General features: G+C 56.2%; 24 protein-coding genes. 12 read left to right on the plus strand and 12 right to left on the minus strand.

Translation table 11 applies throughout. The features are described 5' to 3' along the window. Positions 1–223: 223 nt before the first annotated feature. From nrdF to FQK12_RS16520, 5 genes are all read right to left on the minus strand, one after another. Positions 224–1,186 carry a class 1b ribonucleoside-diphosphate reductase subunit beta gene (nrdF, locus tag FQK12_RS16500; RefSeq protein ID WP_014226498.1) on the minus strand — a complete coding sequence of 321 codons (963 nt, stop codon included), beginning with the start codon at positions 1,184–1,186 and terminating at the stop codon, positions 224–226. A gap of 10 nt (positions 1,187–1,196) precedes the next feature. Further along, on the minus strand, positions 1,197–3,341 hold the full coding sequence (nrdE, locus tag FQK12_RS16505; protein ID WP_038423021.1) for a class 1b ribonucleoside-diphosphate reductase subunit alpha: 2,145 nt from the start codon (positions 3,339–3,341) through the stop codon (positions 1,197–1,199). Further along, complete coding sequence (nrdI, locus tag FQK12_RS16510) at positions 3,314–3,724, minus strand: class Ib ribonucleoside-diphosphate reductase assembly flavoprotein NrdI (RefSeq protein WP_014226496.1); 411 nt, start codon at positions 3,722–3,724, stop codon at positions 3,314–3,316. Before nrdI ends, nrdE begins: the two co-directional genes overlap by 28 nt. Further along, positions 3,721–3,966 (minus strand): glutaredoxin-like protein NrdH, encoded by a 246-nt coding sequence (gene nrdH, locus FQK12_RS16515; RefSeq protein WP_004853449.1) that lies wholly within the window; start codon positions 3,964–3,966, stop codon positions 3,721–3,723. Before nrdH ends, nrdI begins: the two co-directional genes overlap by 4 nt. 183 nt (positions 3,967–4,149) lie before the next feature. After that, on the minus strand, positions 4,150–4,581 hold the full coding sequence (locus FQK12_RS16520; protein ID WP_004853446.1) for a carboxymuconolactone decarboxylase family protein: 432 nt from the start codon (positions 4,579–4,581) through the stop codon (positions 4,150–4,152). An 87-nt stretch (positions 4,582–4,668) separates the two neighbouring features. Between FQK12_RS16520 and FQK12_RS16525 the strand changes: the two genes are divergently transcribed. Continuing rightward, entirely contained in the window at positions 4,669–6,027 is a 1,359-nt protein-coding gene (locus tag FQK12_RS16525) for a PLP-dependent aminotransferase family protein (protein WP_014226495.1), read from the plus strand. A 63-nt stretch (positions 6,028–6,090) separates the two neighbouring features. On the opposite strand, the gene FQK12_RS16530 is transcribed toward FQK12_RS16525, so the two are convergent. Next, entirely contained in the window at positions 6,091–6,417 is a 327-nt protein-coding gene (locus tag FQK12_RS16530; protein ID WP_004123945.1) for a DUF883 family protein, read from the minus strand. Between the two features lie 149 nt (positions 6,418–6,566). On the opposite strand from FQK12_RS16530, the gene FQK12_RS16535 reads away from it, so the two are divergent. Beyond that, entirely contained in the window at positions 6,567–6,917 is a 351-nt protein-coding gene (locus FQK12_RS16535; RefSeq protein WP_004123942.1) for a DUF2002 family protein, read from the plus strand. A 41-nt stretch (positions 6,918–6,958) separates the two neighbouring features. Here the strand turns inward: FQK12_RS16535 and alaE are convergent, their stop codons facing one another. After that, on the minus strand, positions 6,959–7,408 hold the full coding sequence (gene alaE / locus FQK12_RS16540; RefSeq protein ID WP_004853442.1) for an L-alanine exporter AlaE: 450 nt from the start codon (positions 7,406–7,408) through the stop codon (positions 6,959–6,961). Positions 7,409–8,113: 705 nt separating this feature from the next. Here alaE and stpA point away from each other — a divergent pair. Then, positions 8,114–8,515 carry a DNA-binding protein StpA gene (gene stpA / locus FQK12_RS16550; protein ID WP_014839288.1) on the plus strand — a complete coding sequence of 134 codons (402 nt, stop codon included), beginning with the start codon at positions 8,114–8,116 and terminating at the stop codon, positions 8,513–8,515. A 46-nt stretch (positions 8,516–8,561) separates the two neighbouring features. Here stpA and FQK12_RS16555 read toward each other — a convergent pair whose 3' ends face one another. The 4 genes from FQK12_RS16555 to FQK12_RS16570 form a co-directional block, all read right to left on the minus strand. Further along, positions 8,562–8,741 (minus strand): hypothetical protein, encoded by a 180-nt coding sequence (locus tag FQK12_RS16555; RefSeq protein ID WP_014226493.1) that lies wholly within the window; start codon positions 8,739–8,741, stop codon positions 8,562–8,564. A gap of 91 nt (positions 8,742–8,832) precedes the next feature. Beyond that, entirely contained in the window at positions 8,833–9,354 is a 522-nt protein-coding gene (locus FQK12_RS16560) for a rhodanese family protein (protein WP_014226492.1), read from the minus strand. 9 nt (positions 9,355–9,363) lie between these two features. Then, positions 9,364–9,663: an ArsR/SmtB family transcription factor gene (locus tag FQK12_RS16565; RefSeq protein ID WP_014226491.1), complete on the minus strand. Its 300-nt coding sequence runs from the start codon at positions 9,661–9,663 to the stop codon at positions 9,364–9,366. A 157-nt stretch (positions 9,664–9,820) separates the two neighbouring features. Continuing rightward, a complete protein-coding gene (locus FQK12_RS16570; protein ID WP_014226490.1) occupies positions 9,821–11,608 on the minus strand; it encodes a sigma-54-dependent Fis family transcriptional regulator in 1,788 nt (595 codons plus the stop codon). Positions 11,609–11,857: 249 nt separating this feature from the next. Here FQK12_RS16570 and FQK12_RS16575 point away from each other — a divergent pair, with 249 nt between their 5' ends. The 7 genes from FQK12_RS16575 (at position 11,858) to FQK12_RS16610 (ending at position 20,874) form a co-directional block, all read left to right on the plus strand. Beyond that, complete coding sequence (locus FQK12_RS16575) at positions 11,858–13,378, plus strand: aldehyde dehydrogenase family protein (RefSeq protein WP_004853428.1); 1,521 nt, start codon at positions 11,858–11,860, stop codon at positions 13,376–13,378. A 664-nt stretch (positions 13,379–14,042) separates the two neighbouring features. Continuing rightward, on the plus strand, positions 14,043–14,639 hold the full coding sequence (locus FQK12_RS16585) for a fimbrial protein (RefSeq protein ID WP_014226488.1): 597 nt from the start codon (positions 14,043–14,045) through the stop codon (positions 14,637–14,639). A 160-nt stretch (positions 14,640–14,799) separates the two neighbouring features. Next, a complete protein-coding gene (locus FQK12_RS16590; RefSeq protein ID WP_014226487.1) occupies positions 14,800–15,459 on the plus strand; it encodes a molecular chaperone in 660 nt (219 codons plus the stop codon). Between the two features lie 28 nt (positions 15,460–15,487). Beyond that, entirely contained in the window at positions 15,488–18,022 is a 2,535-nt protein-coding gene (locus FQK12_RS16595; RefSeq protein ID WP_014226486.1) for a fimbria/pilus outer membrane usher protein, read from the plus strand. A 48-nt stretch (positions 18,023–18,070) separates the two neighbouring features. Next, positions 18,071–19,135: a fimbrial protein gene (locus FQK12_RS16600; protein WP_049097514.1), complete on the plus strand. Its 1,065-nt coding sequence runs from the start codon at positions 18,071–18,073 to the stop codon at positions 19,133–19,135. A 135-nt stretch (positions 19,136–19,270) separates the two neighbouring features. Continuing rightward, positions 19,271–20,065, plus strand: coding sequence for a CatB-related O-acetyltransferase (locus FQK12_RS16605; protein ID WP_014226484.1), 795 nt, complete (start codon positions 19,271–19,273; stop codon positions 20,063–20,065). A gap of 35 nt (positions 20,066–20,100) precedes the next feature. Continuing rightward, on the plus strand, positions 20,101–20,874 hold the full coding sequence (locus tag FQK12_RS16610; RefSeq protein WP_004853415.1) for a transporter substrate-binding domain-containing protein: 774 nt from the start codon (positions 20,101–20,103) through the stop codon (positions 20,872–20,874). Positions 20,875–20,913: 39 nt separating this feature from the next. On the opposite strand, the gene FQK12_RS16615 is transcribed toward FQK12_RS16610, so the two are convergent. Next, positions 20,914–21,834, minus strand: a complete 921-nt coding sequence (locus tag FQK12_RS16615; protein WP_014226483.1) for a LysR substrate-binding domain-containing protein — start codon at positions 21,832–21,834, stop codon at positions 20,914–20,916. Positions 21,835–21,979: 145 nt separating this feature from the next. Here FQK12_RS16615 and FQK12_RS16620 point away from each other — a divergent pair, with 145 nt between their 5' ends. Both FQK12_RS16620 and FQK12_RS16625 read left to right on the plus strand, forming a co-directional pair. Continuing rightward, positions 21,980–22,756: an SDR family NAD(P)-dependent oxidoreductase gene (locus FQK12_RS16620; RefSeq protein WP_014226482.1), complete on the plus strand. Its 777-nt coding sequence runs from the start codon at positions 21,980–21,982 to the stop codon at positions 22,754–22,756. A 63-nt stretch (positions 22,757–22,819) separates the two neighbouring features. Continuing rightward, entirely contained in the window at positions 22,820–24,013 is a 1,194-nt protein-coding gene (locus tag FQK12_RS16625; protein ID WP_014226481.1) for an MFS transporter, read from the plus strand. Positions 24,014–24,145 lie beyond the last annotated feature (132 nt).

A 24,145-nucleotide genomic window follows, 5' to 3' on the forward strand; every position in this document is an offset into this window, starting at 1 on the left:
TGTGCAAGGGAGAATTCCGGTGCATCCCCCGTGATATAAGGGCTGAGCGCGAATGACTTGTGGTCGATATTTTTTAGTTATGTTGCGTTAATTCAGGCGAAAATCGAGGGCATGCTGTTGAATATGACACGGTGATGACCGAAAGATATTGAGTGAGGCGAAAACAAATAATGTGAAATAAATCACCAGGAAATATGCTGATATATTCCTGGTGAAAGTAAGGCTAAAAGTCCCAATCGCCGTCGACGGTTTCTTCCGCTTTTCCCATCACATACGATGAACCTGAACCGGAAAAGAAGTCGTGGTTTTCGTCGGCATTCGGCGAAAGCGCGGCGAGGATCGCCGGATTGACGGCGGCCATTTCCGCCGGGAACAGCGCCTCGTAGCCGAGGTTCATCAGCGCCTTATTGGCGTTGTAGCAGAGAAAGGCGTTGACCTCCTCAATCCAGCCGCTATCGGCGTACAGTTCGCGGGTGTAGGCCAGTTCGTTGTCATACAGATCCATCAACAGGTCGAGGGCGAAGTTTTTCATCTCCTCGCGCTTCTCGGCGCTGACTATTTCCAGCCCTTTCTGGAATTTGTAGCCAATGTAATAACCGTGTACCGCTTCATCGCGGATGATCAGGCGAATCAGATCGGCGGTGTTGGTCATCTTCCCCCGGCTAGAGAAGTACATCGGCAGCCAGAAGCCGGAGTAGAAGAGGAACGATTCGAGAAAGACGCTGGCGATTTTTTTCTTCAGCGGTTCATCTGCCTGATAGTACTCCAGCATCAGCTGCGCTTTGCGCTGCAGCGGCGCGTTTTGTTCGCTCCAGGCATAGGCGGCATCGACGTCTTTGGTCTGGCAGAGCGTCGAGAAAATGGAGCTGTAGGAGCGGGCGTGCACCGCCTCCATAAAGCTGACGTTCGACAGCACCGCTTCCTCATGCGGGGTGAGGGCGTCGGCCATCAGCGCCGGGGCGCCAACGGTATTCTGGATGGTATCGAGCAGCGTCAGGCCGGTGAAGACGCGAATCGTTAGCTGCTGTTCCGCCGGGGTGAGCGTTTGCCAGGCGGGGATATCGTTAGACAGCGGCACCTTCTCCGGCAGCCAGAAGTTGCTGGTCAGCCGATTCCAGACCTCCAGATCCTTATCATCTTCAATTTTGTTCCAGTTGATGGCGCTGATGCGCGATAAATGGGTCATCCTGTTCTCCTTACAGCGCGCAGGACACGCAGCCTTCGATTTCGGTACCTTCCAGCGCCAGCTGGCGCAGACGGATGTAATAGAGCGTTTTGATGCCTTTCTTCCACGCGTAGATTTGCGCTTTATTGATATCGCGCGTGGTGGCGGTATCGGGGAAGAACAGGGTCAGCGACAGCCCCTGATCGACATGGCGCGTCGCCTCGGCGTAGGTGTCGATGATCTTCTGCGGGCCGATTTCGTAAGCGTCCTGATACAGCGCCAGGTTGTCGTTGGTCATAAACGGCGCCGGATAGTAAACGCGCCCGGTTTTCCCCTCCTTGCGGATCTCTATCTTCGACACGATCGGATGGATGCTGGAGGTCGCGTGGTTGATGTACGAAATAGAGCCCGTCGGCGGCACCGCCTGCAGGTTGCGGTTATAAATGCCGTAGCGCATCACGTCATCGCGCAGCTGCCGCCACATATCGCGGTCGGGCAGGGCAATACCGGCACGGGCAAACAGCGCGCGGACTTTCGCCGTTTTCGGCTGCCAGTCGCCTTCCAGGTAGGGGCGGAAATAATCACCGCTGGCGTACCGCGACTGCTCGAATCCGGCAAAACGCGTGCCTTTTTCCCGCGCTATCAGCATCGAGGTACGCAGCGCGTGCCAGGTGATGGTATAGAAATAGAAATTGGTGAAATCCAGCCCCGCTTCGCTGCCGTAGGCAATACCTTCGCGCGCCAGATAGCCGTGCAGATTCATCTGCCCGAGGCCGATGGCGTGCGAAGCGGCATTGCCCGCCGCGACCGACGGTACCGAACGGATATCGCTCATTTCGGACACCGCGGTCAGACCGCGCACCGCGACCTCGACCGTGCGGGCGAAATCAGGAGAGTCCATGGTATGGGCGATATTCAGCGAGCCGAGGTTACAGGAGATATCCTGGCCGATGCTGGCGTAATCCAGGTTTTCGTCAAAGGTAGAAGGCGCGTTAACCTGCAGGATCTCCGAGCACAGGTTGCTCATATTGATGCGCCCGGCAATCGGGTTCGCGCGATTAACCGTGTCTTCAAACATGATGTACGGATAGCCGGATTCAAACTGAATTTCCGCCAGCCGCTGGAACAGATCGCGGGCGCGGATCCAGCGCTTGCTGACCCGCGCGTCGGCCACCAGTTGTGCATACATTTCGCTTACCGCGATATCGCCGAACGGTTTACCGTACAGGCGCTCGACGTCGTAGGGCGAGAACAGCGCCATCTGCGCATCTTCTTTCGCTAGCTGAAAGGTGATATCCGGAATCACCACCCCGAGCGAGAGCGTTTTAATGCGGATTTTTTCATCGGCGTTCTCGCGTTTGGTATCAAGGAAACGCAGGATATCGGGATGATGGGCGTGCAGATAGACCGCGCCGGCCCCCTGGCGCGCGCCGAGCTGGTTGGCGTAGGAGAAGGCGTCTTCCAGCATTTTCATCACCGGCACCACGCCGGAGGACTGATTCTCGATACGCTTGATTGGCGCCCCGGCTTCGCGAAGATTGGAGAGCAGAAACGCCACGCCGCCGCCGCGCTTGGATAGCTGCAGCGCCGAGTTCACCGCCCGGCCAATGGATTCCATATTGTCTTCGATGCGCAGCAGAAAGCAGGAGACCAGCTCGCCGCGCTGCTGTTTACCCGCGTTGAGGAACGTCGGCGTGGCGGGCTGAAAACGTCCGGAGAGGATCTCATCGGTTAGCTGCCGGGCCAGCGCCTCGTTACCCTGCGCCAGGGCCAGGGCCACCATGCAGGTGCGGTCGGCAAAGTCTTCAAGGTAGCGCTTACCATCGAAGGTTTTCAGCGCGTAGCTGGTATAGAACTTCCATGCGCCGAGAAACGTCTGGAAGCGAAAACCGTAGCCCTGAGCGTACGCGAACAGCGCAAGAATAAACGAGCGATCGTAGCGGGCCAGCACCCTGGCGTCGTAATAGCCTTCGGCGACCAGCCACGTCAGCTTGTCGTCCTGGCTGGTAAAGGGCACGGTATTCGGCTCAACGTGGTTGGCCATAAACGCCGCTACCGCCTGATGGTCTTTGTCAAACGGGATGCGGCCGTTGCTGTCGTAGAGATTCAGCATCGCGTTGAGGGCGTGGAAATCCGGCGCCTCGGTGGTTATACGTTCTGCGGTTGTCGTTGCCAAAATTCGCTTACTCCTTTACGCACGTTGTCGACATCTTGCGGGGTGCCCATCAGCTCAAAGCGATAGAGATACGGTACGCCGCATTTCTGCTTGATGACGTCGCCTGCCCGGCCGTAGGCCTCGCCAAAATTACGATTGCCCGCGGCGATGACGCCGCGAATAAGCTGGCGGTTATGCGGATCGTTGAGGAAACGGATCGCCTGCCGGGGGACCGCGCCCGCCGTGCCGCCGCCGCCATAGCTGGGGACGATAAGAATGTAGGGTTCGTCTACCTGGATGCGCTCGCGTTCGTTAAGCGGTATACGCACGGCGGGCAGCTCCAGACGCTGGACGAACCGGTGCGTATTTTCGGAACTGCTGGAGAAGTAGACGATCAGGCTCATACGCTGGCCGCTGACGCTGTCGGGCGCAGGCGATTGATCATATCGGGACGGAAGCCGGACCAGCGGGTCTCTCCGGCAATCACTACCGGAAGCTGACGGAAACCCTGCTCGCGCAGCATATCGACGGCTTCAGGGTGGTGGTCGATGTTGATCATATCGAATTCAAACCCGCGGGTTTCCATGGCCCGTTTAGTGGCATGGCATTGCACGCAGTCGTTTTTAGTGTAAATAGTAATGCGCATGATTCGTATTTCCATTTAAGATAACAGTACGACGTAAAAATTGACGTCGCGTGCTATGGGTTATCGTTGAAGGAAATACTAGATGTAGTTATTTAAAAGTTCAACAACTCAATATATATGGTTTTTGTAAAGGTTAGCCCCCGCGGGAGGATCCGGCGGGGGGCGGGATTTCTTGCCGTGAAATTACAGGCGCATACTCACCGCCAGACGATTAAAGGCGTTCATCAGGCTGATGGCGAAGGTCAGATCGCTGATCTGGCGGGCGCTGAAATGGTCCAGTAGCGGCTGATAAACGGCGTCTTCCGCATGGCTTTCGGCGATATGGGTCACCGATTCCGCCCACGCCAGCGCGGCGCGTTCCGCATCGCTGAAATGGGCGCTCACCCGCCAGCCTGCCAGCGCGTCCAGCTTGTTTTGCGCGACGCCGGATTTACGCAGGGCTTTGCTGTGCATCTCCAGGCAGAAGGCGCAGCCGTTGATTTGCGATACCCGCAAATACACCAGCTCGATCAGCGCGCCATCCAGCTCGCTTTTTTCCAGCGCAATTTTGGCCTGAACCAGGGCGTTATAGACTTCCGGGCTCAGTTCATTGTACGGCTGACGTAGTGTGTTCATTTTACTCTCCTCATTAAGACGCGAGGAAAATAGCACTATAATGGACTGCATAAGATAGCCATATTGCGATGAAAAAAGCAGACCATGATGGACGGTAAAAAAATTCCGCACTACCAGCGCATTGCCCGACAACTTAAGCAGGCGATTGAGCGCGGCGAGCTGGCTCCGGGCAGCAGGCTGCCTGCAAGTCGGGTCTATGCTCAGGAGCTTGGCGTGTCGCGGGCGACGATTGAGAACACGTGGGGAGATCTGGTGGCGCAGGGATGGCTGGAGCGGCGCGGACAGGCAGGGACCTTTGTCAGCGATCGGCTGCTGCCGCAGCAAAACGCGCCCGTTCAGCCCATCGCGGGCGATGAAACCGCGGCGCCGCTGCCGTTTCAGCTGGGGCTGCCCGCGCTGGATCTGTTTCCACGCGGCCTGTGGGCGCGCGTGATGGGGCGGCGTCTGCGTACGCAAACGCGTTTTGACCTCGCGCCAGGCGATCCCTGCGGTGAACCGACGCTTCGCCGGGCGATCGTCGATTATTTGCGTCTGTCGCGCAGCATTGAGTGTCGGCCTGAGCAGGTCTTGATCACCGGTAGCTACGCGGCCTCGATGCGCCTTATTTTGCGCACGCTGGCGCGGCCTGGCCAGCAAATGTGGATGGAAGATCCGGGATTTCCGCTGATCCGGCCGGTAGTGAACGATGAGGGGGTGGCGATCAATCCCGTTCCGGTCGACGACGACGGGATGGATATTCCCTGGGCGCAGCGGCATTACCCGAGTGCCCATTTCGCGCTGCTGACCCCGGCTCATCAAAGCCCGCTCGGCGTGGCGCTATCGCTGGCCAGGCGCAGACAGCTCCTGCTATGGGCGGCGCAGAATAACGCGTGGATTATCGAAGATGATTACGATAGCGAATTCCGCTATCACGGTAAGCCGCTGCCGCCGCTGAAAAGCCTCGACGCCCCGCAGCGGGTCATCTATGCCGGGGCGTTCAGCAAGTCTTTGTTCCCGGCATTACGCGCCGCCTGGCTGGTGGTGCCTGAGCCGCTGGTGGCGCAGTTTCGTGAACGGGCCGCGCTGATGTGCTGTAGCGTGCCGACGCTGTGGCAGCAGACGCTGGCGGATTTTATTCGCGAAGGCCATTTCTGGCGGCATCTGAAGAAAATGCGCGCCAGCTATGCCCAGCGCCGACTGTGGCTTGAGTCGGCGCTGCGGGCGCAGGGATTCACCGTCGTGCCTCAGGCGGGCGGGATCCAGATGGTGGTCAGGGTCGCCGGAGACGATCGGCCTCTGGCGCAGCGCGCCAGACGGGCTGGTCTGGCCGTACAGGCGCTGAGCGACTGGCGGATGGAGGCTCGGGGAGAAGGGGGGCTGATAATGAGCTTCACCAACCTGACGTCGGAAGAAATGGCGAACCAGGCTGTGCGTAAGCTTTATGTCGCGCTTTACCCGCAGAGATAACAAAAACCCCTGCAGGGCAGGGGTAGACGCGTATTTGTTATCTTCATGGGTCTGGCTGTTTTATTATCGACGTAAATTCAGCAATACGCCAATAAATACCCCAACGGCAGCTGCGGCGCCGACGCTTTGCCACGGTTTATCGCGCACATAGCTGTCAGCGCAGCCCATGGCATCGCACGCCGCCTGCTGAACGCGGTTATTGCCGTTAAGCCGCGCGCGGGTCTCTTTCAGCAGCGCCTGCGCTTTTTTACGCGCGGCCTCCGCTTCGTCCTTGGCGTCGCTGCCCCATGATTTCAGCACCTCTTCCAGCGTATCCGCTAATTGGCTGACATCATTATGGATATCTTCAGCGCTCTCTTCTACGTTGTTGCGGTTTGCTCGGTTGGCCATTGGTTTCTCCCTTTATTCCATTGAGTCTATAAGTGTAGGACAAGATTTTGAATTATGCTGTAAATAGCCCTTTATGGAATATTCCGAAAGCGTTGCCTTTAATGAATAAGGTAAGGTTAACGTGCGGTAAAAGATAATGAGGAATGAGTATGTATTTAAGACCCGATGAGGTGGCGCGTGTTCTTGAAAAAGCCGGCTTCACCATGGATGTTGTGACGCAAAAAGCGTACGGCTATCGCCGTGGCGATAATTATGTTTATGTGAACCGTGAAGCTCGTATGGGGCGTACCGCGTTAATTATTCATCCGGCTTTAAAAGAGCGCAGCACAACGCTTGCGGAGCCCGCGTCGGATATTAAAACCTGCGATCACTACGAGCAGTTCCCGCTCTATTTAGCGGGCGATGCTCAGCAGCATTATGGTATTCCACACGGGTTCAGTTCGCGCATGGCGCTTGAGCGTTTTCTGAGTGGCCTGTTTGGCGAAACGCAGTATAGCTGACAAAAAGCGGCTGGCTGAACCAGTCGCTTTTTTGTATCAACTCAGGCTTTGGCCTGCTGATAGGGGCTGACGCGAAACAGGCGGCGGCAGTAGTCGAGGAAATAGCCGTACGCTGCGCCCATCATCATCGATACCACGATGTTGGAACTTACCGCCGCGGCGATCTGATGCCAGTCGGCGCCGACAACCAGCAGAATCGCGACGTATACCGGCGACTGGAACGTCACATAGGCCACCACATCCGCAATATTCTTCATCCAGCCGGATGCGCTAATGCGGCGCGCCTGGCGCATCGCGAAATCTCGATAAAAACCGTAAGGCACGGCAATAATAATGTTCACCGGAATCGCCACCAGTCTCGAAGATAACGACTGCTGGAAAGTCATTCCGGAGAGAAAAATTTCGATCATCATGTTCACAACGGTGCAGTACACCACCATCGCAAAGGTGTCTGCTACCGCATGACGCAAGCGGGACTGCGCAGAGAACATTGGTATGCTCCTCGAAAATGAAGTCGATAATGCCAAAAGATTCGCGGTTATTTAGCGTTTTTGGGTGCCTGTTTTGATGTGCGTAGATTATATCTCTGCATTAAAAGAGGCAACTAGCTATAAATTTTTATTTAAAGGCTTTTGGTCGATAAAATACTCTGCGTCAGGCTATTTTTTGTTCGTTACGCTACTTTTGTTCTCTTTACTGATTTTTTTATTGTTTTTCAATTGGTTGTAAAATAAATGCGTCATATAGATGAGAGCCAATCCGGGTTGTGAGGGGGGATTTCGCGACAGAATCGCGTAGCGGTGTGAGTTGTGTCACTTTTGGCGTTTTTTACACGTATAAAAGAGGAATGGCAGCATTATATGCTGATTTGTCTGCTGGGTGGACATTCGGATTTTTTGCATGACTATTCTATAAACGCCCGTAGCGCCCTGCGAGGCGCAACCGTAAATATACGGATAACCTGCTGAGCATACAGGTAATAAGATAAAGACGTTGCCTGGCGAATAGTATTATTTGCAAAAGAATTTATTCAGTGTTGATAATTTCGCTTTTATCGATTTGTTCGCCTTATTAATTGCTAAACATTTCTGGTGCTATATCAGGAATTAGTGAAAGGCTGGAAATACATTATCATATCAATTAAACTAGCGCCGTAATCTTTGTTTCATTTGCTATTTGGGAATTTTTTGAATTATATGTCATTACTATTAGAGAAATTGAATAATATCCGTTCACTTCGCGCCATGTCCCGTGAATTCTCCATTGACGTGCTTGAAGATATGCTGGCAAAGCTAAGGACCGTCACTGAAGAAAAACGCGCTGAGGAGCAGGCGGCTCAGGCGCTGCGCGCAGAACATCAGGAAAAAATAAATACCTGGCTGGAATTAATGATGGCTGACGGCATTACCCCTGAACAATTAGCGGGCTACAATAGCGCTTCCCCGAAAGGGAGCAAAAAGCGCCAGCCGCGTCCGGCTAAATATCGTTTTACCGACCATACCGGCGCCGAGAAAACCTGGACCGGGCAGGGACGTATGCCGAAGCCACTGGCTAAAGCGGTGGCTGAGGGAAAATCCCTCGATAGCTTCCTGATCTAATATTGAAAACGGTGGGGAGACCCACCGTTATCGTTAGCCGGCTTAATCAGCACACGCCAAAATCGCCGTCTTCTTTATAAGCCGTCACATCGGCGGCCTTCAGCGTATATTTCTCACCCTGCTCGTTGCTTGCCTGAACGGCAATAATGCGATCGTCCTGGACTTCAACGACTTTAAGTTTTGGCCCACCCGCGCGCGGTTGTACCAGGTCACCGACTGAAAACATACTGCTTCTCCTGTGTGCTGATGAATCTTTTCGCTGACATAACCATAGCTCAGCAAAAGCGTTACCAACAGTCTCTCAAAAGAGGTAGAGGCTAGCGACGGTTCCAGGGCATCAAAGCCAAAAGACGCGCCATACCGCAAAACCCGGTAATACCGGCAAAGGTTAAGCCGGCGCCGACGAAGGCGCTAAGCAGAAAAAAGCCGCTGCTGAAAGCATAACCTAAAGCGACGCCAAGCAAAATCAGGGCGCCGGCGACGATCTGTACCTGACGCATAAGCGGCAGCGGCTGTGATTTATCCTCTTTCACCGGCAGACCGGCCGCTTTCCACGCCTGAATTCCGCCAGCCAGCAGCTTTACCTGCGCCGGTGCGGCGGCCTGCGCCAGACGGGCCGCGTTATTTTGGGTGCGCGATCCCGCCTGACAGTGAAAAATAATCGTCTCTTCGGGACTGGCGTGCAGCGCTGCGCCATTCGTCAGCGTCGCCAGCGGCACGAGCTCCGCTCCGGGAATATGCTCGCGGGCGTATTCATCGGCATCGCGGATATCGATCAGCCGGCCGCCCCGGGCGACGAGCGCCTGGGCTTCGGCAGGCGAAAGAGTAGCAATAGGCATAAAGGCTCCTTAAGGACAATAGATTGACTTCAGCGCGGCGACGATTTGCTGAACCGCTGGCCGGGTAATGAAGTAGTGAATGCGCTGCGCCTGACGTTCGCAGCCGATCAGGCCTTCATCACGCATCCGCGCCAGATGCTGGGAAGTTGCGGAGGGGCTCAGCCCGGTTATCCGCGCCAGTTCGCCGGCGCTGGTGCCCGGCGCATCGCATAGCATGCACAGAATCAATAGCCTGCTGGGATGGCTCATGGCTTTCAGCAGCGCGGCGGCTTCGCCGGCGCTGGCCTGTAGCTGTTCGGGTGTATTCATTTATTTTAGCCTTTTCTAAATTTAGTAAAGTCTAAAATAAAAAAGCGTATTACGCCAGCAATGGATGCCGCTGTGACAAAATAGCGCGGCTGAAACCTGGTAATACTAATGGCGGTATTATGGCCGCCGCGCTTCACGCCCTGAGCGAATCAGAAGGCTATGCGCTATGGCTTCCGCGACGGGCCGCACGGCGATACAGCGTGCTGCGCGCGACGCCTAAAGCCTGCGCGGCCTTACTGATGTTGCCGTTATAGCTTGCCAGCGTGTCGGCAATCAGCTGCGCATCGTGCTGCTGAAGCCCGCGCAGCGGGCGGGCGGCGGGCGGGCTTCGATACTCCTGGGGCAAATCATCTATCCCCAGCGTTTCACCCTCTTCGGCGAGGGCCAGCAGTACCCTCAACACACTTTGCAGCTGGCGGACGTTGCCCGGCCAGGGATGAGACGTCAGGTGTTGCACAACTTCCGGGGCCAGCGCGATGCGACGTTTTTCTCCGCCCAGCTCGTGCCACAATCGTTGGATAAACCCGGACAGTTCAGGCCATTCGCGCAGGGGCGGCAGCGTTAAAGCAAACTCACGCAGGCGGTAGAGCAGGTCTTCGCGGAAGGTTCCTTCCGCGACGCGCTGCGCCAGATTGCGGTGGGTGGCGCAAATCACCGCGAAATTAACCGGCGAGCTCTGGCTGGCGCCAAGCGGCGTGACCTCTTTCTCCTGTAAGATCCTCAGCAGCCGGGTCTGAAGCGTTAACGGCATATCGCCAATCTCATCAAGAAATAGTACGCCGCCGTCGGCTTCGCGAATTTTGCCGATGTAGCCGTTTTTGTTTGCGCCGGTAAACGCCCCGGGCTGGTAGCCAAACAGCTCGGATTCAATCAGTGATTCCGGCAGCGCGGCGCAGTTGATGGCGACGAATTTGCCGCCGCTCCAGCGGCTGTGCCGATGCAGGGTACGGCTGACGTACTCTTTGCCGCAGCCGGTTTCGCCTTCGATACACAACCCAATCCCGGCGTTAAGCAGGCGCAGCAGCTTTTCGCCTTCGCGCTGGCTGGAGAAAGGCAGCTCGAGGGTGGGGCGCGCGGTCACCGCCACGCCAGCGGTCACGGGAGCGCGTAGACGGTAATAGTAGTTTCGATCTCCGGCGATGAGCGGCAGCGGTACGCTGACGGCGGTTTGCCGCAGCTGCGGAAAAAGCTGCTGGAACGTGAGGTGGCCGAACCGATCTGCGTTAAGTGAGAACTCGCGCATCGCCAGCCGGTTAGCCGCCATCAGCACATTGTCGGTAAAGACCAGCAGACATTCGTCGACGCCGTCGAGCTTTTCCAGCTGAGGATGCAGGCTCATCAGCCACTGTTGCGGATGCAGACTCTGTTTAACCCACAGATATTCTATCTGCTTCGCGGCGCCTTTTACCCACGCCAGCGTGCGGGCGTGCGGGTACCGGGCCGGGCCGGAGATATCCAGCACCCCGGCTATTTTGCCATCGGGACTTTGCAGCGGCACGGCGGCGCAATAAAGACCCTGGTTACTGGTCAGAAAATGCTGGCGGCCATCGATTTCGCAGCTGTCGTCAATTGCCAGCGCGGTGCCAATGGCGTTGGTTCCGCGTCCGCTTTCGCTCCACAGGTTGCCCGGCGCTAAAGCGAAGCGCTGCGCTTTCTGCATGGCGTGCGTATCGCCAAAGGTTTGCAAAACCAGACCGCTGGCGTCAGAGAGAACCACGACGGATTGCAGAGCGTTGACTTTGCGGGATAGCTCATTAACGACCGGCTGGGCCAGCGTTTGCAGGCGGCTGTGTCTGGCGAGCCTGTCGGCCAGTTCGCTGGCGTGCAGGCGAGGGAAGTCATCCGTGGCGGGGTCGAGGCCATAGCGCTGGCTACGGCACCAGGAGTCGCTGAGCAGCGGGTTCGTTTCGATCTCTGGCGTCAGGGCAAACGGATTTCCTGGCACGGGACACCTCGTCGTTTAATTTGTGTTGCAATATTGTAGCTATATGGTTTTCGTTGTGTTGCGATTTGCGACACATAAGAGAGATTCTGTGCGACAGAAAGTGACGTGACCTATCTAATTTATTGAAAATTAATTTCTTTTTTAAAATATAAAAAATGGCATAACCCCTGCAATAGACGAGAGACGCAGCGAGCCGCCGTACAAAACTAATATGCCGCTGCCCTCAACCCTACATGAAGGAGATTCGCGATGCGTTATGCTCATCCTGGCACACCGGGCGCTTTGGTTTCACTGAAGTCAGCCTACGGTAACTTTATTGACGGTAAATTTGTTGAACCCATCGGTGGAGAATTCTTTATGAATACCTCCCCGGTCGACGGTAGCAACATCGGGCAGTTTCCGCGTTCTGATGCCAAAGATATCGACTTCGCCCTTGATGCGGCGCACCGGGCCGCCGACGCCTGGGGCAAAACGTCGGCTCAGCACCGCGCTAATCTGCTGCTGCAGGTTGCCGACCGTATTGAGGCCAACCTGGAATATCTGGCGGTAGCGGAGAGCTGGGATAACGGTAAGCCGATCCGCGAAACCCTCAACGCCGACCTGCCGCTGGCGGTCGATCACTTCCGCTATTTCGCCGGCTGCCTGCGCGCGCAGGAGGGAAGCACGGCGGAGATTGATGAAACGACGGTGGCTTATCACTTCCATGAGCCTCTCGGCGTGGTCGGACAAATTATTCCGTGGAACTTCCCGCTGCTGATGGCCGCCTGGAAGCTCGCTCCGGCGCTGGCTGCGGGCAACTGCGTGGTGCTGAAACCGGCAGAGCAGACGCCGCTCAGCATTACATTGCTGCTGGAGATTATTGGCGATCTGTTCCCGGCGGGCGTCCTTAACGTGGTTCAGGGATTTGGCAAAGAGGCGGGTGAAGCGCTGGCAACCAGTAAACGCATCGCCAAAATCGCCTTTACCGGCTCAACGCCGGTAGGCCGCCATATCATGGCCTGCGCGGCGGAAAACATTATCCCCTGTACCGTTGAGCTGGGCGGTAAATCGCCGAACATCTACTTTGCCGACGTGATGGAAGGAGAAGAAGAGTATATCGAGAAGGCGGTTGAAGGCCTGGTTCTGGGCTTCTTTAATCAGGGTGAGGTCTGCACCTGCCCGTCCCGCGCGCTGATTCAGGAGTCTATTTACGAGCCCTTTATGGCGCGGGTCATGGAGAAGGTGGCGCAAATTCGCCGCGGCGACCCCTTTGATACCGATACGATGATCGGCGCGCAGGCGTCGCGTCAGCAGTTCGATAAGATCCTTTCCTATATTAAGATCGCTCGCGATGAAGGCGGAAAGATCCTGACCGGCGGCGAACGCGCCAGCATCTCTGCCGAACTGGATAACGGTTTCTATATTCAGCCGACGCTGATTCAGGGTCGCAACGATATGCGCAGCTTCCAGGAGGAGATCTTTGGCCCGGTTATCGGCGTCACCACCTTTAAAGATGAAGCCGAGGCGCTGGCTATTGCAAACCAAACCCAGTTTGGCCTTGGGGCCGGGGTGTGGACGCGGGATACCAACCTGGCTTATCGCATGGGGCGCGGCATTAAGGCCGGTCGGGTGTGGACCAACTGCTATCACATCTACCCTGCGCACGCCGCGTTCGGCGGCTACAAACAGTCCGGCGTAGGGCGCGAAACCCATAAGATGGCGCTCAATGCCTATCAGCAGACGAAGAACCTGCTGGTGAGCTACGGTACCGCGCCGCTGGGCCTGTTCTGATCGTCCCTGTCAGCTATTTATTTTAGGATAACCCGCAATCTTCAGCATCGATTGCGGGTTTATTATTCCACAAAGAAAGTATTGTTATTCATCTTTCCTCTCCGGCTTTCAGATGACATACACTTGTCATCAATATCTCCTGCTTATAATGACTCGCGTGATTATTGTTTATTCGATAACGAAAATAAGATAAAAGCCAGTCTAAGATTTATCCTAATATTCTATAAAAACCCAGTCCGCTCACAGAATTATTGCCGAAAAATCGCGGTGAAATTAGGGGTGGTTGTTAAATTACGCCGCCTGATGTTGCTTTTTGATGTTATTGTATCGTGATTTTTGGTTGCATTAATTAACAATGCGCATAATGTTTTTAATATTATCTTTATATGTAAAATAAAACAGCATTTCATTAACATAACAAAATATTGCGATTTGTAATCGGTAGGGATAGTATTTATTTGTTACCTTAATAAAGGGTTTATCAATTTCGCCGAAGAACTTCTTTTTATCAAAATAGCCAATTAAGCAGCTTATTTTTGCTGCCTGATGTCCTGCGGACGGAACGCGAATATTATTAACATGGAGGATCTGCACGCAGATTTGCCCGGGGCTTAATCCCTCGCGCGCAATCTGTCGAAAATATAAGTTAGAGATGAGATGAATAATGAAAACGCAATTTCGTATTATGGCAATGTTTGTCGGTGCTCTGGTGTCCGCTAGCGCATTATCCTCGCCTTCACAACCCGCCAGATCGGCAATGACCGTTAACCCCGGTTCTAATGCGGGCACGCAGGGGACGGGTGGGCAGGTAGAATTTACCGGATCGATTACCGATTCCTCCTGTAATGTTGATAGCACCAGCGCAAATCAGAGCGTCGATCTGGGGAAATGGGCGAGCAGCTATTTTACCGGCGCAGGTTCTGAAACGACCAAAACCGCCTTCCATATCAAAGTGAAAGATTGTCCTTCTACCGTTACCACCGTCTCGGTGCTGTTTGACGGTACCCGCGATACCAACAATAGCGATCTGCTGGCGATAAACGGTACCGCAAGTGGGGTAGCGATAAAGCTGTATGAAGATGATAAGTCGACGCCGGTTGATCTCGGCGCCGTCTCACGCGGCCACAGCGTTACCGCTGGCGCGAGCGGCGCGGCAACGGGTACCGCCGATTTGGAATTCTTTGCTGACTATGTCTCAACCAGCGCGGTTTCCGCCGGTTCTGCCAACGGTACGGCCAACTTCAATATGGTTTACAACTAATACCCTGGAAGCGGGTAAAGCTGCGGTTATTCATGGCTTCCCACGCCGGGTAAGCCGCCAGCCGCCGCCCGGCTGAAATAGGGTCGGCATAATTAATGCAGATTATTTATCAGCTTCAGGCAGTGATACCCGCTTTTATTATTCCCGGACGGTAGTCATTATGAAACGAACGATCGCCGCGATAGCCTTTTTATTGCTATCAACTGCGGCACAGGCCGGTATTGTCATGGGAGGAACCCGTGTTGTTTATCAGGAAGGGAAACGTGAAGCCGCAATATCGGTTACCAACGCTGATACTCATTCACCTTATCTGGTGCAATCGTGGGTAGAAAACTATGCGGAAAACAATAAAAGCCGGGTGCCTTTTATTGTGACGCCGCCGCTTTTCCGTCTCGATCCTGAACAGCAGAACGTATTGCGTATTAACTATATTGGTGGAACGCTGCCCACCGATCGCGAATCCGTTTTTTGGCTCAATGTGAAAAGTATTGCTCCAACGAAACAAGATGAAGTGAACAAGCTTCAGGTCAATATTAAATCAAAGTTTAAGATCTTCTATCGCCCGAATGGTCTGGCGGGCGAGCCTGACGATGCATGGCGCAAGCTGACGTTTAACATTGAAGGTTCCAGGCTGGTTGCCCAAAACCCGACGCCCTATTTTGTCTCCTTTTTTGTTATTTCGGTTGGCGGTACAGATATTCTGCAACCCGGCATGATTGGCCCCTTTGATCATAAAGCGTGGCCGATTACTCATTCCGGGGTAGTTAAATGGCGCGCCATTAATGACTTCGGTGGTATTACGGATTACGCACAACAGTAATTAATTTGCTTCGCCTGGTCAGGATATTGTGAAAAATAACACTTCGGATATGACTCCCGTTTATTCGGCGATCGCGGCGCCAACCGGCGGGATTTTATTATTGCCGACGGCGCTTTTTCTGCTGTACCAAAGCGGTATCGCGCGGGCGGAGGACTACTTTGATCCGGCGGCATTAGAATTTGCCAATCCGCAGCAAAAGACCGCTGATTTACACTATTTTGCTAAAGCAGGCGGCCAGCAGCCCGGGACATACCCGGTCAGCATTTGGGTGAATAACCAGGAGATAGCCCAGGGCGAGGTGACATTTGTCGACAGCAACGGCGAACTGCGGCCGCAGTTAACCCCGGCGCAGCTGGCGGAATATGGCGTCAACGTCAGCGCTTTCCCGGCGTTTAATACCCTGCATGAGGGAGAAACGTTTACTCGCATCGAGCGCTACATCCCCGATGCCAGCAGCCGTTTTGATTTCGCCACTCAGCGTCTGAACTTAAGTATTCCCCAGGCGGCCATGAACGCCCAGAGCCGCGGATACGTGGATCCGGCACGCTGGGATGATGGTATCCCGGCGGCGTTTGTTAACTATAACCTGACCGGGTCGCAAACCCGGCAGACGGATGACAGCAGCCACTCCAGCTACCTGAATCTACGCAGCGGGGTTAACCTCGGTGCCTGGCGCCTGCGTAACGTCTCGTCGATGGAGTATGACCGGACCCGGCGCTGGAATTCACAGAGTACCTGGCTACAGCGCGACCTGAAGTCACTCAAAAGCCTGCTGCGGATGGGCGATACCTTTACGACCGGCGACGTTTTCGACAGCGTGCAGTTTCGCGGCGTTCAGCTGATGTCCGATGATGAAATGCTGCCGGATAGCCAGCGCGGCTTCGCCCCGACGATCCGCGGAATGGCGCACAGCAACGCCAAAGTCACCATCTCCCAGCATGGCTACGTTATCTATGAAACGTTCGTCTCGCCGGGAGCGTTTGCGATAAACGACCTCTATCCAACGGCGCAAAGCGGCGATCTCGAGGTGCAGGTAAAAGAGAGCGATGGTTCGGTGCGGACCTTTACCCAGCCCTTTTCAGCCGTCCCGTTTATGCTGCGGGAAGGACGCGTGAAATTCAGCCTGAGCGCCGGACGCTACCATTCGGAGCAGAGCCAGGCGCGCTCGCCGACGTTTTTGCAGGGTATGCTCTTTTATGGGCTACCGGCTGAATTCACGCTCTACGGCGGTAGCCAGCTGGCGCAGGATTACCAGTCGTGGGCGCTCGGCGTCGGGCGCGGTTTTGGCGAGCTCGGATCGCTTGGAGGCGATGCGACATGGGCGAACACCACGACGCCGTCGGGAAAGCGCTCGGCCGGCCATTCGGTACGGGTGCAGTACCAGAAGGATTTTGCCGGCACCGGCACCTCATTTAGCCTCGCCAGCTATCGCTACTCCTCAGGAGGTTATTACGACTTCAGCGAAGCCAGCGCGCTTGAGAGCCGCAATGGCCTGCTGGATAACAAGCGCAGCCGCGAAGAGGTCTCCCTTTCTCAGGCATTTGGCGGCATGAGCAGCCTGGCGATTTCCGCCTGGTCGCAGGAGTACTGGCACCGCCAGAGCCGCGATGAAACGATCCATCTCGGTTTTTACAGCGCCTGGCGAGGCGTTTCGTGGGGCGTGGGTTATTACTACACCCAGTCATCCGATCGCCAAAAAAACGATCGCTCGTGGTCCTTGAACCTGAGCATTCCGCTTGGCGGCCCGCTGTCCGAGAGCGCGGTTAGCTACAGCACCACCTCCGACAATAACGGACGCACCTCGCAGCAGGCGTCGCTGTACGGTTCGCTTCCGCGCAATCCCAATCTCTACTACTCCCTTCAGCAGGGCTACGTTAACGGCGGCCAGGGCAGCAACAGCAGCGCATCGCTCGATTACCACGGCGGCTATGGAACCGCGCAGCTCGGCTATCGCCGCGATAGCGCAAGCCATCAGCTGACCTGGGGCGCATCGGGGTCCATCGTCGCCCATCCTCATGGCGTGACGCTGGGTCAGACCGTCGGCGAAAGCTTTGCCATCGTACGCGCGCCGGGAGCCGCCGACGTGGCAATTCAGAACGGCAGCAACGTGCATACCGACTGGCGGGGCTATGCGGTGGTGCCCTCGCTGACGGCGTATCGCAAAAACATCATTACGCTCGATACCGAATCGCTGGCCGACGATGCCGATGTTGAACTTGAAGGGCAGACGGTGATCCCCGGCGGCGGGGCGGTGGTGCAGGCAAACTATCAGACCCACATCGGCAGCCGCGTGCTGTTTACCCTTCGCGATAGCCACGGCCCGCTGCCGTTTGGCGCCAGCGTTCGCTTGCGTAAAGCAGAAGACGATCGGGGCGCGGCGCCGGGCGGCATGGTGGCGGATGGCGGGCAGGTCTATCTGAGCGGTATTCCGCAAGAAGGGACGCTCGATGCCGCCTGGAACGCCGACAATCTCTCACGGAGATGCGCGCTGCATTTCCATCTTACCGATACCGTACAGCAGCGGCAGAGTCCGGTTAAAACCGTCTCTGGCCTCTGCCAGTAGGTCTGCACAGAGGTGATTTTGCGCATAGTATCGTTTTTATTCCTGCTGATGGCGGGGGTTTATAGCCACAGCGGCTGGGCGGAAACCTGCAGAGGAGATATCGGCCAGATGACCGTGAACGTCCAGAATATCAAGTACCTGCCCACGCTGCCGTTGAATACCCAGATGACCGGCATGATGGCGGATAACGGCAGCGGGATTCATTTCTCCTGCGATCTTCAGGTGCCGAAAGCGGCGGCAAAGCGTCTGGTTTATCGGCAGCTAAAAACGGCCTCAACGCCGCTGTCAATCGGCGGTCAGCACGTGTTCCCCTCAGCGCTGGACGGCATAGGATACTCGCTGGGCTTCCAGTGCAGCGGCGGCGCCGTTCGCTTTATTGATGGCAGCCATGCGGCCGGTAATGGGGAATCCGTGACGGTTTGCGACAGCAATGAGATGGCTAACCTGCTGAATCAGCAGCAGATTGTGGTGAAAGTCTTTGTGACGTTTTATAAGACCGGCAATGTCGCCCTGGTCAGCGGCAACCACGCAAACGTTCCGGCGCAGCCGCAGATTGGCGAACTCACTATTCAGCAGCAGGCCGACAGCCGCAGCGGTTTTGTCGCCAGCTCGCCGGTCACGCTCGATATGGCGGCGCTGAATGTCGATATCGGCGGCAGCGGCAGCTGTCAGGTTTCAACCGCGAATATTCACGTTAGCCTCGGCACGGTAAATAAAGCGGAGTTTAAGGGCAAAAACACCACCGGCGGCGTCGCGAAGCGCTTCTCCATACCGGTCTTCTGCTCCACGCCAACCGATATCCGCATCGGCTTTTTTGGCGTCACCTCGCCATCCGGGGGAACGGATACTCTGGCGCTAAGTAAAGCAAACGCCTCCGCGAGCGGTGTGGGCGTCAGGCTCACCTACGGCAGTAACGGTGCCCCAGCGCCCGCCGCCGGAACCGGCGTCAAAATCAATGAGGCCAGTAACTTACCTGTACTCAAGCGGATTACCGCCAGCAGCGCGGGGGCGGCGGAAAATATCAACTTTAACGCCCAGTACGTACAGACGGATGACGCGGTAACCGCCGGTACCGCCAATAGCATGGTGACGTTTGCGCTGGAGTATAACTGACCGTCGCTTTCGCGCTGTCGCTCACAAAAAAGAGAAGTCATAACGATTTTTCGCACGGCGAGCGGATCGGTACGCTATCAATGATCGAGAGATTAAGCGGCTGTCCGGGAATACTTTTGTGCGGGAAAATCGATAATGAAAATCGCCTTTGGGGAGCTTAAGCCACTATTGCAGGCGCAGCGGATTTTTGTCGGCGGGCAGACGCTGGCCTGTAGCCACGCCTTTTACCGTGACGACCTGTCGATTGAGATACCGGAAAACTTAGCCACCGAGGCCTATACCACCTACTGGGGGCGCTGCGGCGAACGGCTGGCCTCGCTGGGCGCCTTTAGCTATACGCGAACCCTGCTGCCGGCGCTGATTAACGTGGGGCGCTACACGTCGATTGCCGATCGGTTACAGGTGCTCGGCGACCGACATCCCCTGGAGTGGGCCAGCGCCAGCCCGGTGTTTTATGCCCATCATTCCGGCGTGATGGCGACGCTGGCCGCCGATAGCGGCAGGACCAACCAGTTTTATCCTTTTGCAAAAACCCCCCGGCCGATAACCATCGGCAACGATGTGTGGATTGGCCAGAATGTCACCCTGGCGCAGGGGATCACTATTGGCGATGGGGCCGTCATTGCCGCCAACGCGCTGGTGGTCAAAGACGTCGCACCGTACGCCATCGTCGGCGGTAATCCCGCGAAGATCATCCGCATGCGCTTCAGCGAGGCGATTATTGAGCAGCTGATGGCGCTACGATGGTGGCGTTACTCCGCCCAGGATATTGCCGGGTATCCGGTTAATCAGGTTGAGCGCTTTTGCGAGCAGCTCGCCGGGCGGGTGGCCGAAGGAACGATGCCGCCTTTCTCGCCGCCGGTATTGACGGTATCCATGATTAAAGATTTTATAAACAATAAACAGCATCCGCTGCGCAGCGCGGTGTAATCATAAACGGTTCACATTTGAACAAGGATATAACGATGAAGTTGAAGTCAGGTCTTGTTTTCGTCATCGCTGCCGTCGCCTTTGGCGCCCAGGCGCGCGACATGAACAGCATTCAACAAAGCGGCGAACTTAAAGTCGGCGTCCCGGGCGATTACGCGCCGCTGGCGTTTCATAATAAAGCCGGGGAGCTGGTGGGCTACGATGTTGATATGGCGAAAGATCTCGGCAAGCGGCTTGGGCTAAAGGTGAGCTTTGTGACGACCAGCTGGCCCACGCTCTCCGCCGACCTGAAGGCCGATAAGTTTGATATCGCCATGGGCGGGGTGACGGAAACCGCAGCGCGGGCGAAGGATTTCGCGTTAAGCCAGCCGGTGGTGCCGAACGGCAAGATTGCGCTGGCTAACTGCGCGGCGGCGCCGGCGCTCGGTAGCCTGGAAAAAATCGACCAGCCAAACGTGAAGGTGGTGGTGAATCCGGGCGGCACCAACCAAAGCTTTGTCGATGAACATATCAAACAGGCGCAGATTATTCGGGTGAAAAACAATATCGATAATCTTGAAGCGCTGCGGCAGAAAACGGCGGATATGATGGTGACCGACCTGATTGAGGGCGTCTATTACCAGAGCAATGAGCCGGGCGTGTTTTGCGTGGCCAATGAGCAGCCGTTCCCGGGCACCGCCAGCTTCAAAGTCTATATGATGAATAAAGATAACCCGCAGCTGCTGGACAAGGTTAACCAGTGGCTGGCCAGCCAGGACAAAAACGTGCTGAAACAGAAGTGGCGCATTCATGACCAGCTAAAACCATAAAGCAATAAAGGTTTTCTATGCGGGTGTGGCGGAAGATAATCAGCGCATCGGGTCTTCCGCCAGCACATCGTGAAGCAGCCAGTCATAAAACACCTTCACTTCCGGGCGCATGACCGCATGCTGGGGCGTCACAATATAGTAGGACCAGGTGAGCGGCCAGCGGCGGGCCGGGTGTAGCTGAACGAGCTGGCCGGTGGCGAGGAGCTGTTGTACCAGCGCCCGGCGGACAATAGCGACGCCGCGCCCGCTGAGCGCGGCCAGGATGACCGCCGACGTTGAGTTAATATGCAACCCGCTATCGCGCGCCGTTGGCGCCTGAGCGGCCTCCAGCACTTCCGCCCATGATGGAAAACTGGCGCCGGGATAGGGCGTATCATCATGAATCAGCTTTTGCGCCGCCAGCCACTCGCCGCAGGCGGTTTTGTCTGCCGGGACGATTAGCGGGCTGCATACCAGCACCGCTTCTTCATCCATCAGCCAGGTTTTATTGACCCCGGGCCAGTCGCCGCGACCGCAGCGTACCGCCAAATCCGCTTCGCCGTGGGCCACATCCATCAGCTTTTCCGTAACGTTGAGACGCAGGTCGATATTATCATGGACTTCAGAGAAGCGGTTTAAGCGCTCCATCAGCCAGTTCATCATCAGCACCTGCGAGGCGGTAATCACCACCACGGAACGCGCCCGGCGGCCGCGAAGCTTATTCAGTCCGCTCTCCAGCTTATCCAGCCCCTGAGTAATATCCTGCAGCGCCGCCTGCGCTTCGCTCACCAGGGTGAGACGCTCTTTACCGCTACGGGTACGGTGCAGCAGCGGATGGCCGACCCACTCTTCCAGCGCCCTGACCAGCTGCCCGACGGCGGCGGGCGTCACGCCCAGCTCGCGCGCCGCACCGGTAAAGCTGCCGTGGCGGGCGGTGGCTTCAAACGCGTGAAGCCATTTCAGTCGGTTAAGCGATCGCATGGTGAATATCCCTCAGTGAATTTGCGTCTCAGTATAGGTCATCAAGATAGATTTTCTTTGTCGTTGGGCTATTTCTTCTCATTCGTCAGCGCGCTGCAGGAAAGGCATGCTTAGGCTACACAAATCAAGCGTGAAGAGGTGAATGATGAATACGGCGTTTATGGGGAAAAAACTGTTAGTGGTTGGCGGGACCAGCGGTATGGGGCTGGCGACGGCCAAACGGGTAGTGGAGAATGGCGGCAGCGTGGTACTGGTGGGCAATCGTCGGCAGAAGGCCGAACAGGCGCGTCAGGCGCTGGCGGCAGTGGGGAAAGTGGATGTTATCGTCGCTGACCTGATGAGCGAAAACGGTATGCAGCAGGTTATGGCCGCTATTAACGCGGAACATCAGGATATCAGCCTGCTGGTCAACGCCGCCGGCGTTTTCTTCCCGAAGCCGTTTATCGAACATGAAATGGCTGACTACGATCGGTATATGCATCTCAACCGCGCGACGTTTTTTATTACCCGCGAGGTGGTGCGCAATATGCTGGCTAATGGCATCAAAGGTTCGATTGTGAATATCGGCTCGATGTGGGCGCAGCAGGCCATCGGCGCAACGCCGTCGTCAGCCTACTCCATGGCGAAAGCGGGTCTGCATGCGCTGACCAAAAATCTGGCGATTGAGCTGGGCGGCAGCGGGATTCGGGTCAATGCGGTATCGCCGGCGGTGGTGCATACGCCGATATATGAAGGGTTTATCCCTAAAGAGGATGTGAAGGATGTGATGAACAGCTTTGACGGCTTCCATCCCATTGGCCGCGTCGGCACGCCTGATGATATCGCGCAAACCGTGGCGTTTCTGCTCAGCGATAGCACCCGCTGGGTGACCGGCGCGGTTTGGGATATTGATGGCGGCGTGATGGCTGGTCGTCATGCCTGATTACGTTCATTATGTCAGTCAGGGTATTGGCATAACGCAAACGAATTCAGGATAAAGAGAGTCATGAGCGCTGAGATAACGCTGCCCGTCGGACAGCAAAACCAAAATATTGTTCGCCTGGCGACGGCGCAGGCGCTCGCAGGGGCAAACTCGGTGGTGTTTTACGCCACCGGGGCGATTGTGGGCAACGCCATCGCGCCCTCGCCGACGCTGGCCACGCTGCCCATCACCATTTTTGTGCTGGGTATGGCGGCCTGTATTTTGCCGTTTGGCGCGCTGGCCAGAAGACGCGGGCGCAAAACGGTCTTTATGGTCGGTACCGGCGCCGGCGTGTTGACGGGAGCGCTGGCGGCGCTGGCGGTCGCGATCGGTTCGTTCGGGCTGTTCTGTCTCGCGGCCTTTTTCGGCGGCGCCTATGCGGCGGTGGCGGTGTCTTTCCGCTTTGCCGCTACCGACGGCGTCAGCGGCGAGCGGCGCGCGCGGGCGCTCTCGCTGGTTATGGGCGGCGGCGTGGCGGCGGGGATCATCGGCCCGATGCTGGTGACCGCGACCATGAATTTGTGGCCGCCGCACACCTTTGCGATGACCTTTATCGCTCAGGGGCTGGTGGCGGCGGTATCCGCGCTGGTCTTGCTGGGAGTAAAAACCCCCGAGCCGGCGGCGCAGGCCAAATCGGGCGGGCGCCCGCTGGGCGAAATCGTGCGCCAGCCGGGTTTTTCCCGGACGGTTTTTAGCGGCGCGATATCCTATATGGTGATGAACTTCCTGATGACCGCGGCGCCGCTTTCCATGCACATGCATGGGATCTCCCAGCAGGCGTCGAATCTGGGCATTCAGTGGCACGTGATCGCCATGTACGGTCCCGGATTTTTTACCGGCAAGCTGATTAATCGCTTCGGCGCCCGGCGTATTAACGCGGCCGGTTTAGTTCTGCTGCTACTGTCGGTGATGGTTGGCCTCGCCGGTATCGACGTGATGCACTACTGGCTGTCGCTGATCCTGCTGGGTATCGGCTGGAACTTCGGTTTTACCGGCGCGTCGGCGCAGATTATGGATTTCCACCGGCCGGAAGAGAAAACTCAGGTGCAATCGCTGAATGATTTTATTGTCTTCGGCGTCATGATGATTGGCTCATTTTCCTCGGGCGCGTTGATGAACCTCTTCGGCTGGAATGCCGTGCTGTGGGGATCGCTGGTGCCGGTTGCGGTTGCGCTGATCGCATTGTTGGCAGGCCGACGCCCAACGCTAAGGGGTTAATCCTCTTAGCTTTTCAAACGCAGGCGGAATTATTTTTCCGCTTTTTATTTCTGCCGCGAGAGCAAATTTAAAATATGAATTGGTAGGGTGAGATAAAATTCATCTCTCTTTTTTACTGCTTAATGGAAACAC

The organism is Klebsiella sp. ME-303 (assembly GCF_007910085.1).
Classification (GTDB): Bacteria; Pseudomonadota; Gammaproteobacteria; order Enterobacterales; family Enterobacteriaceae; genus Klebsiella; species Klebsiella michiganensis.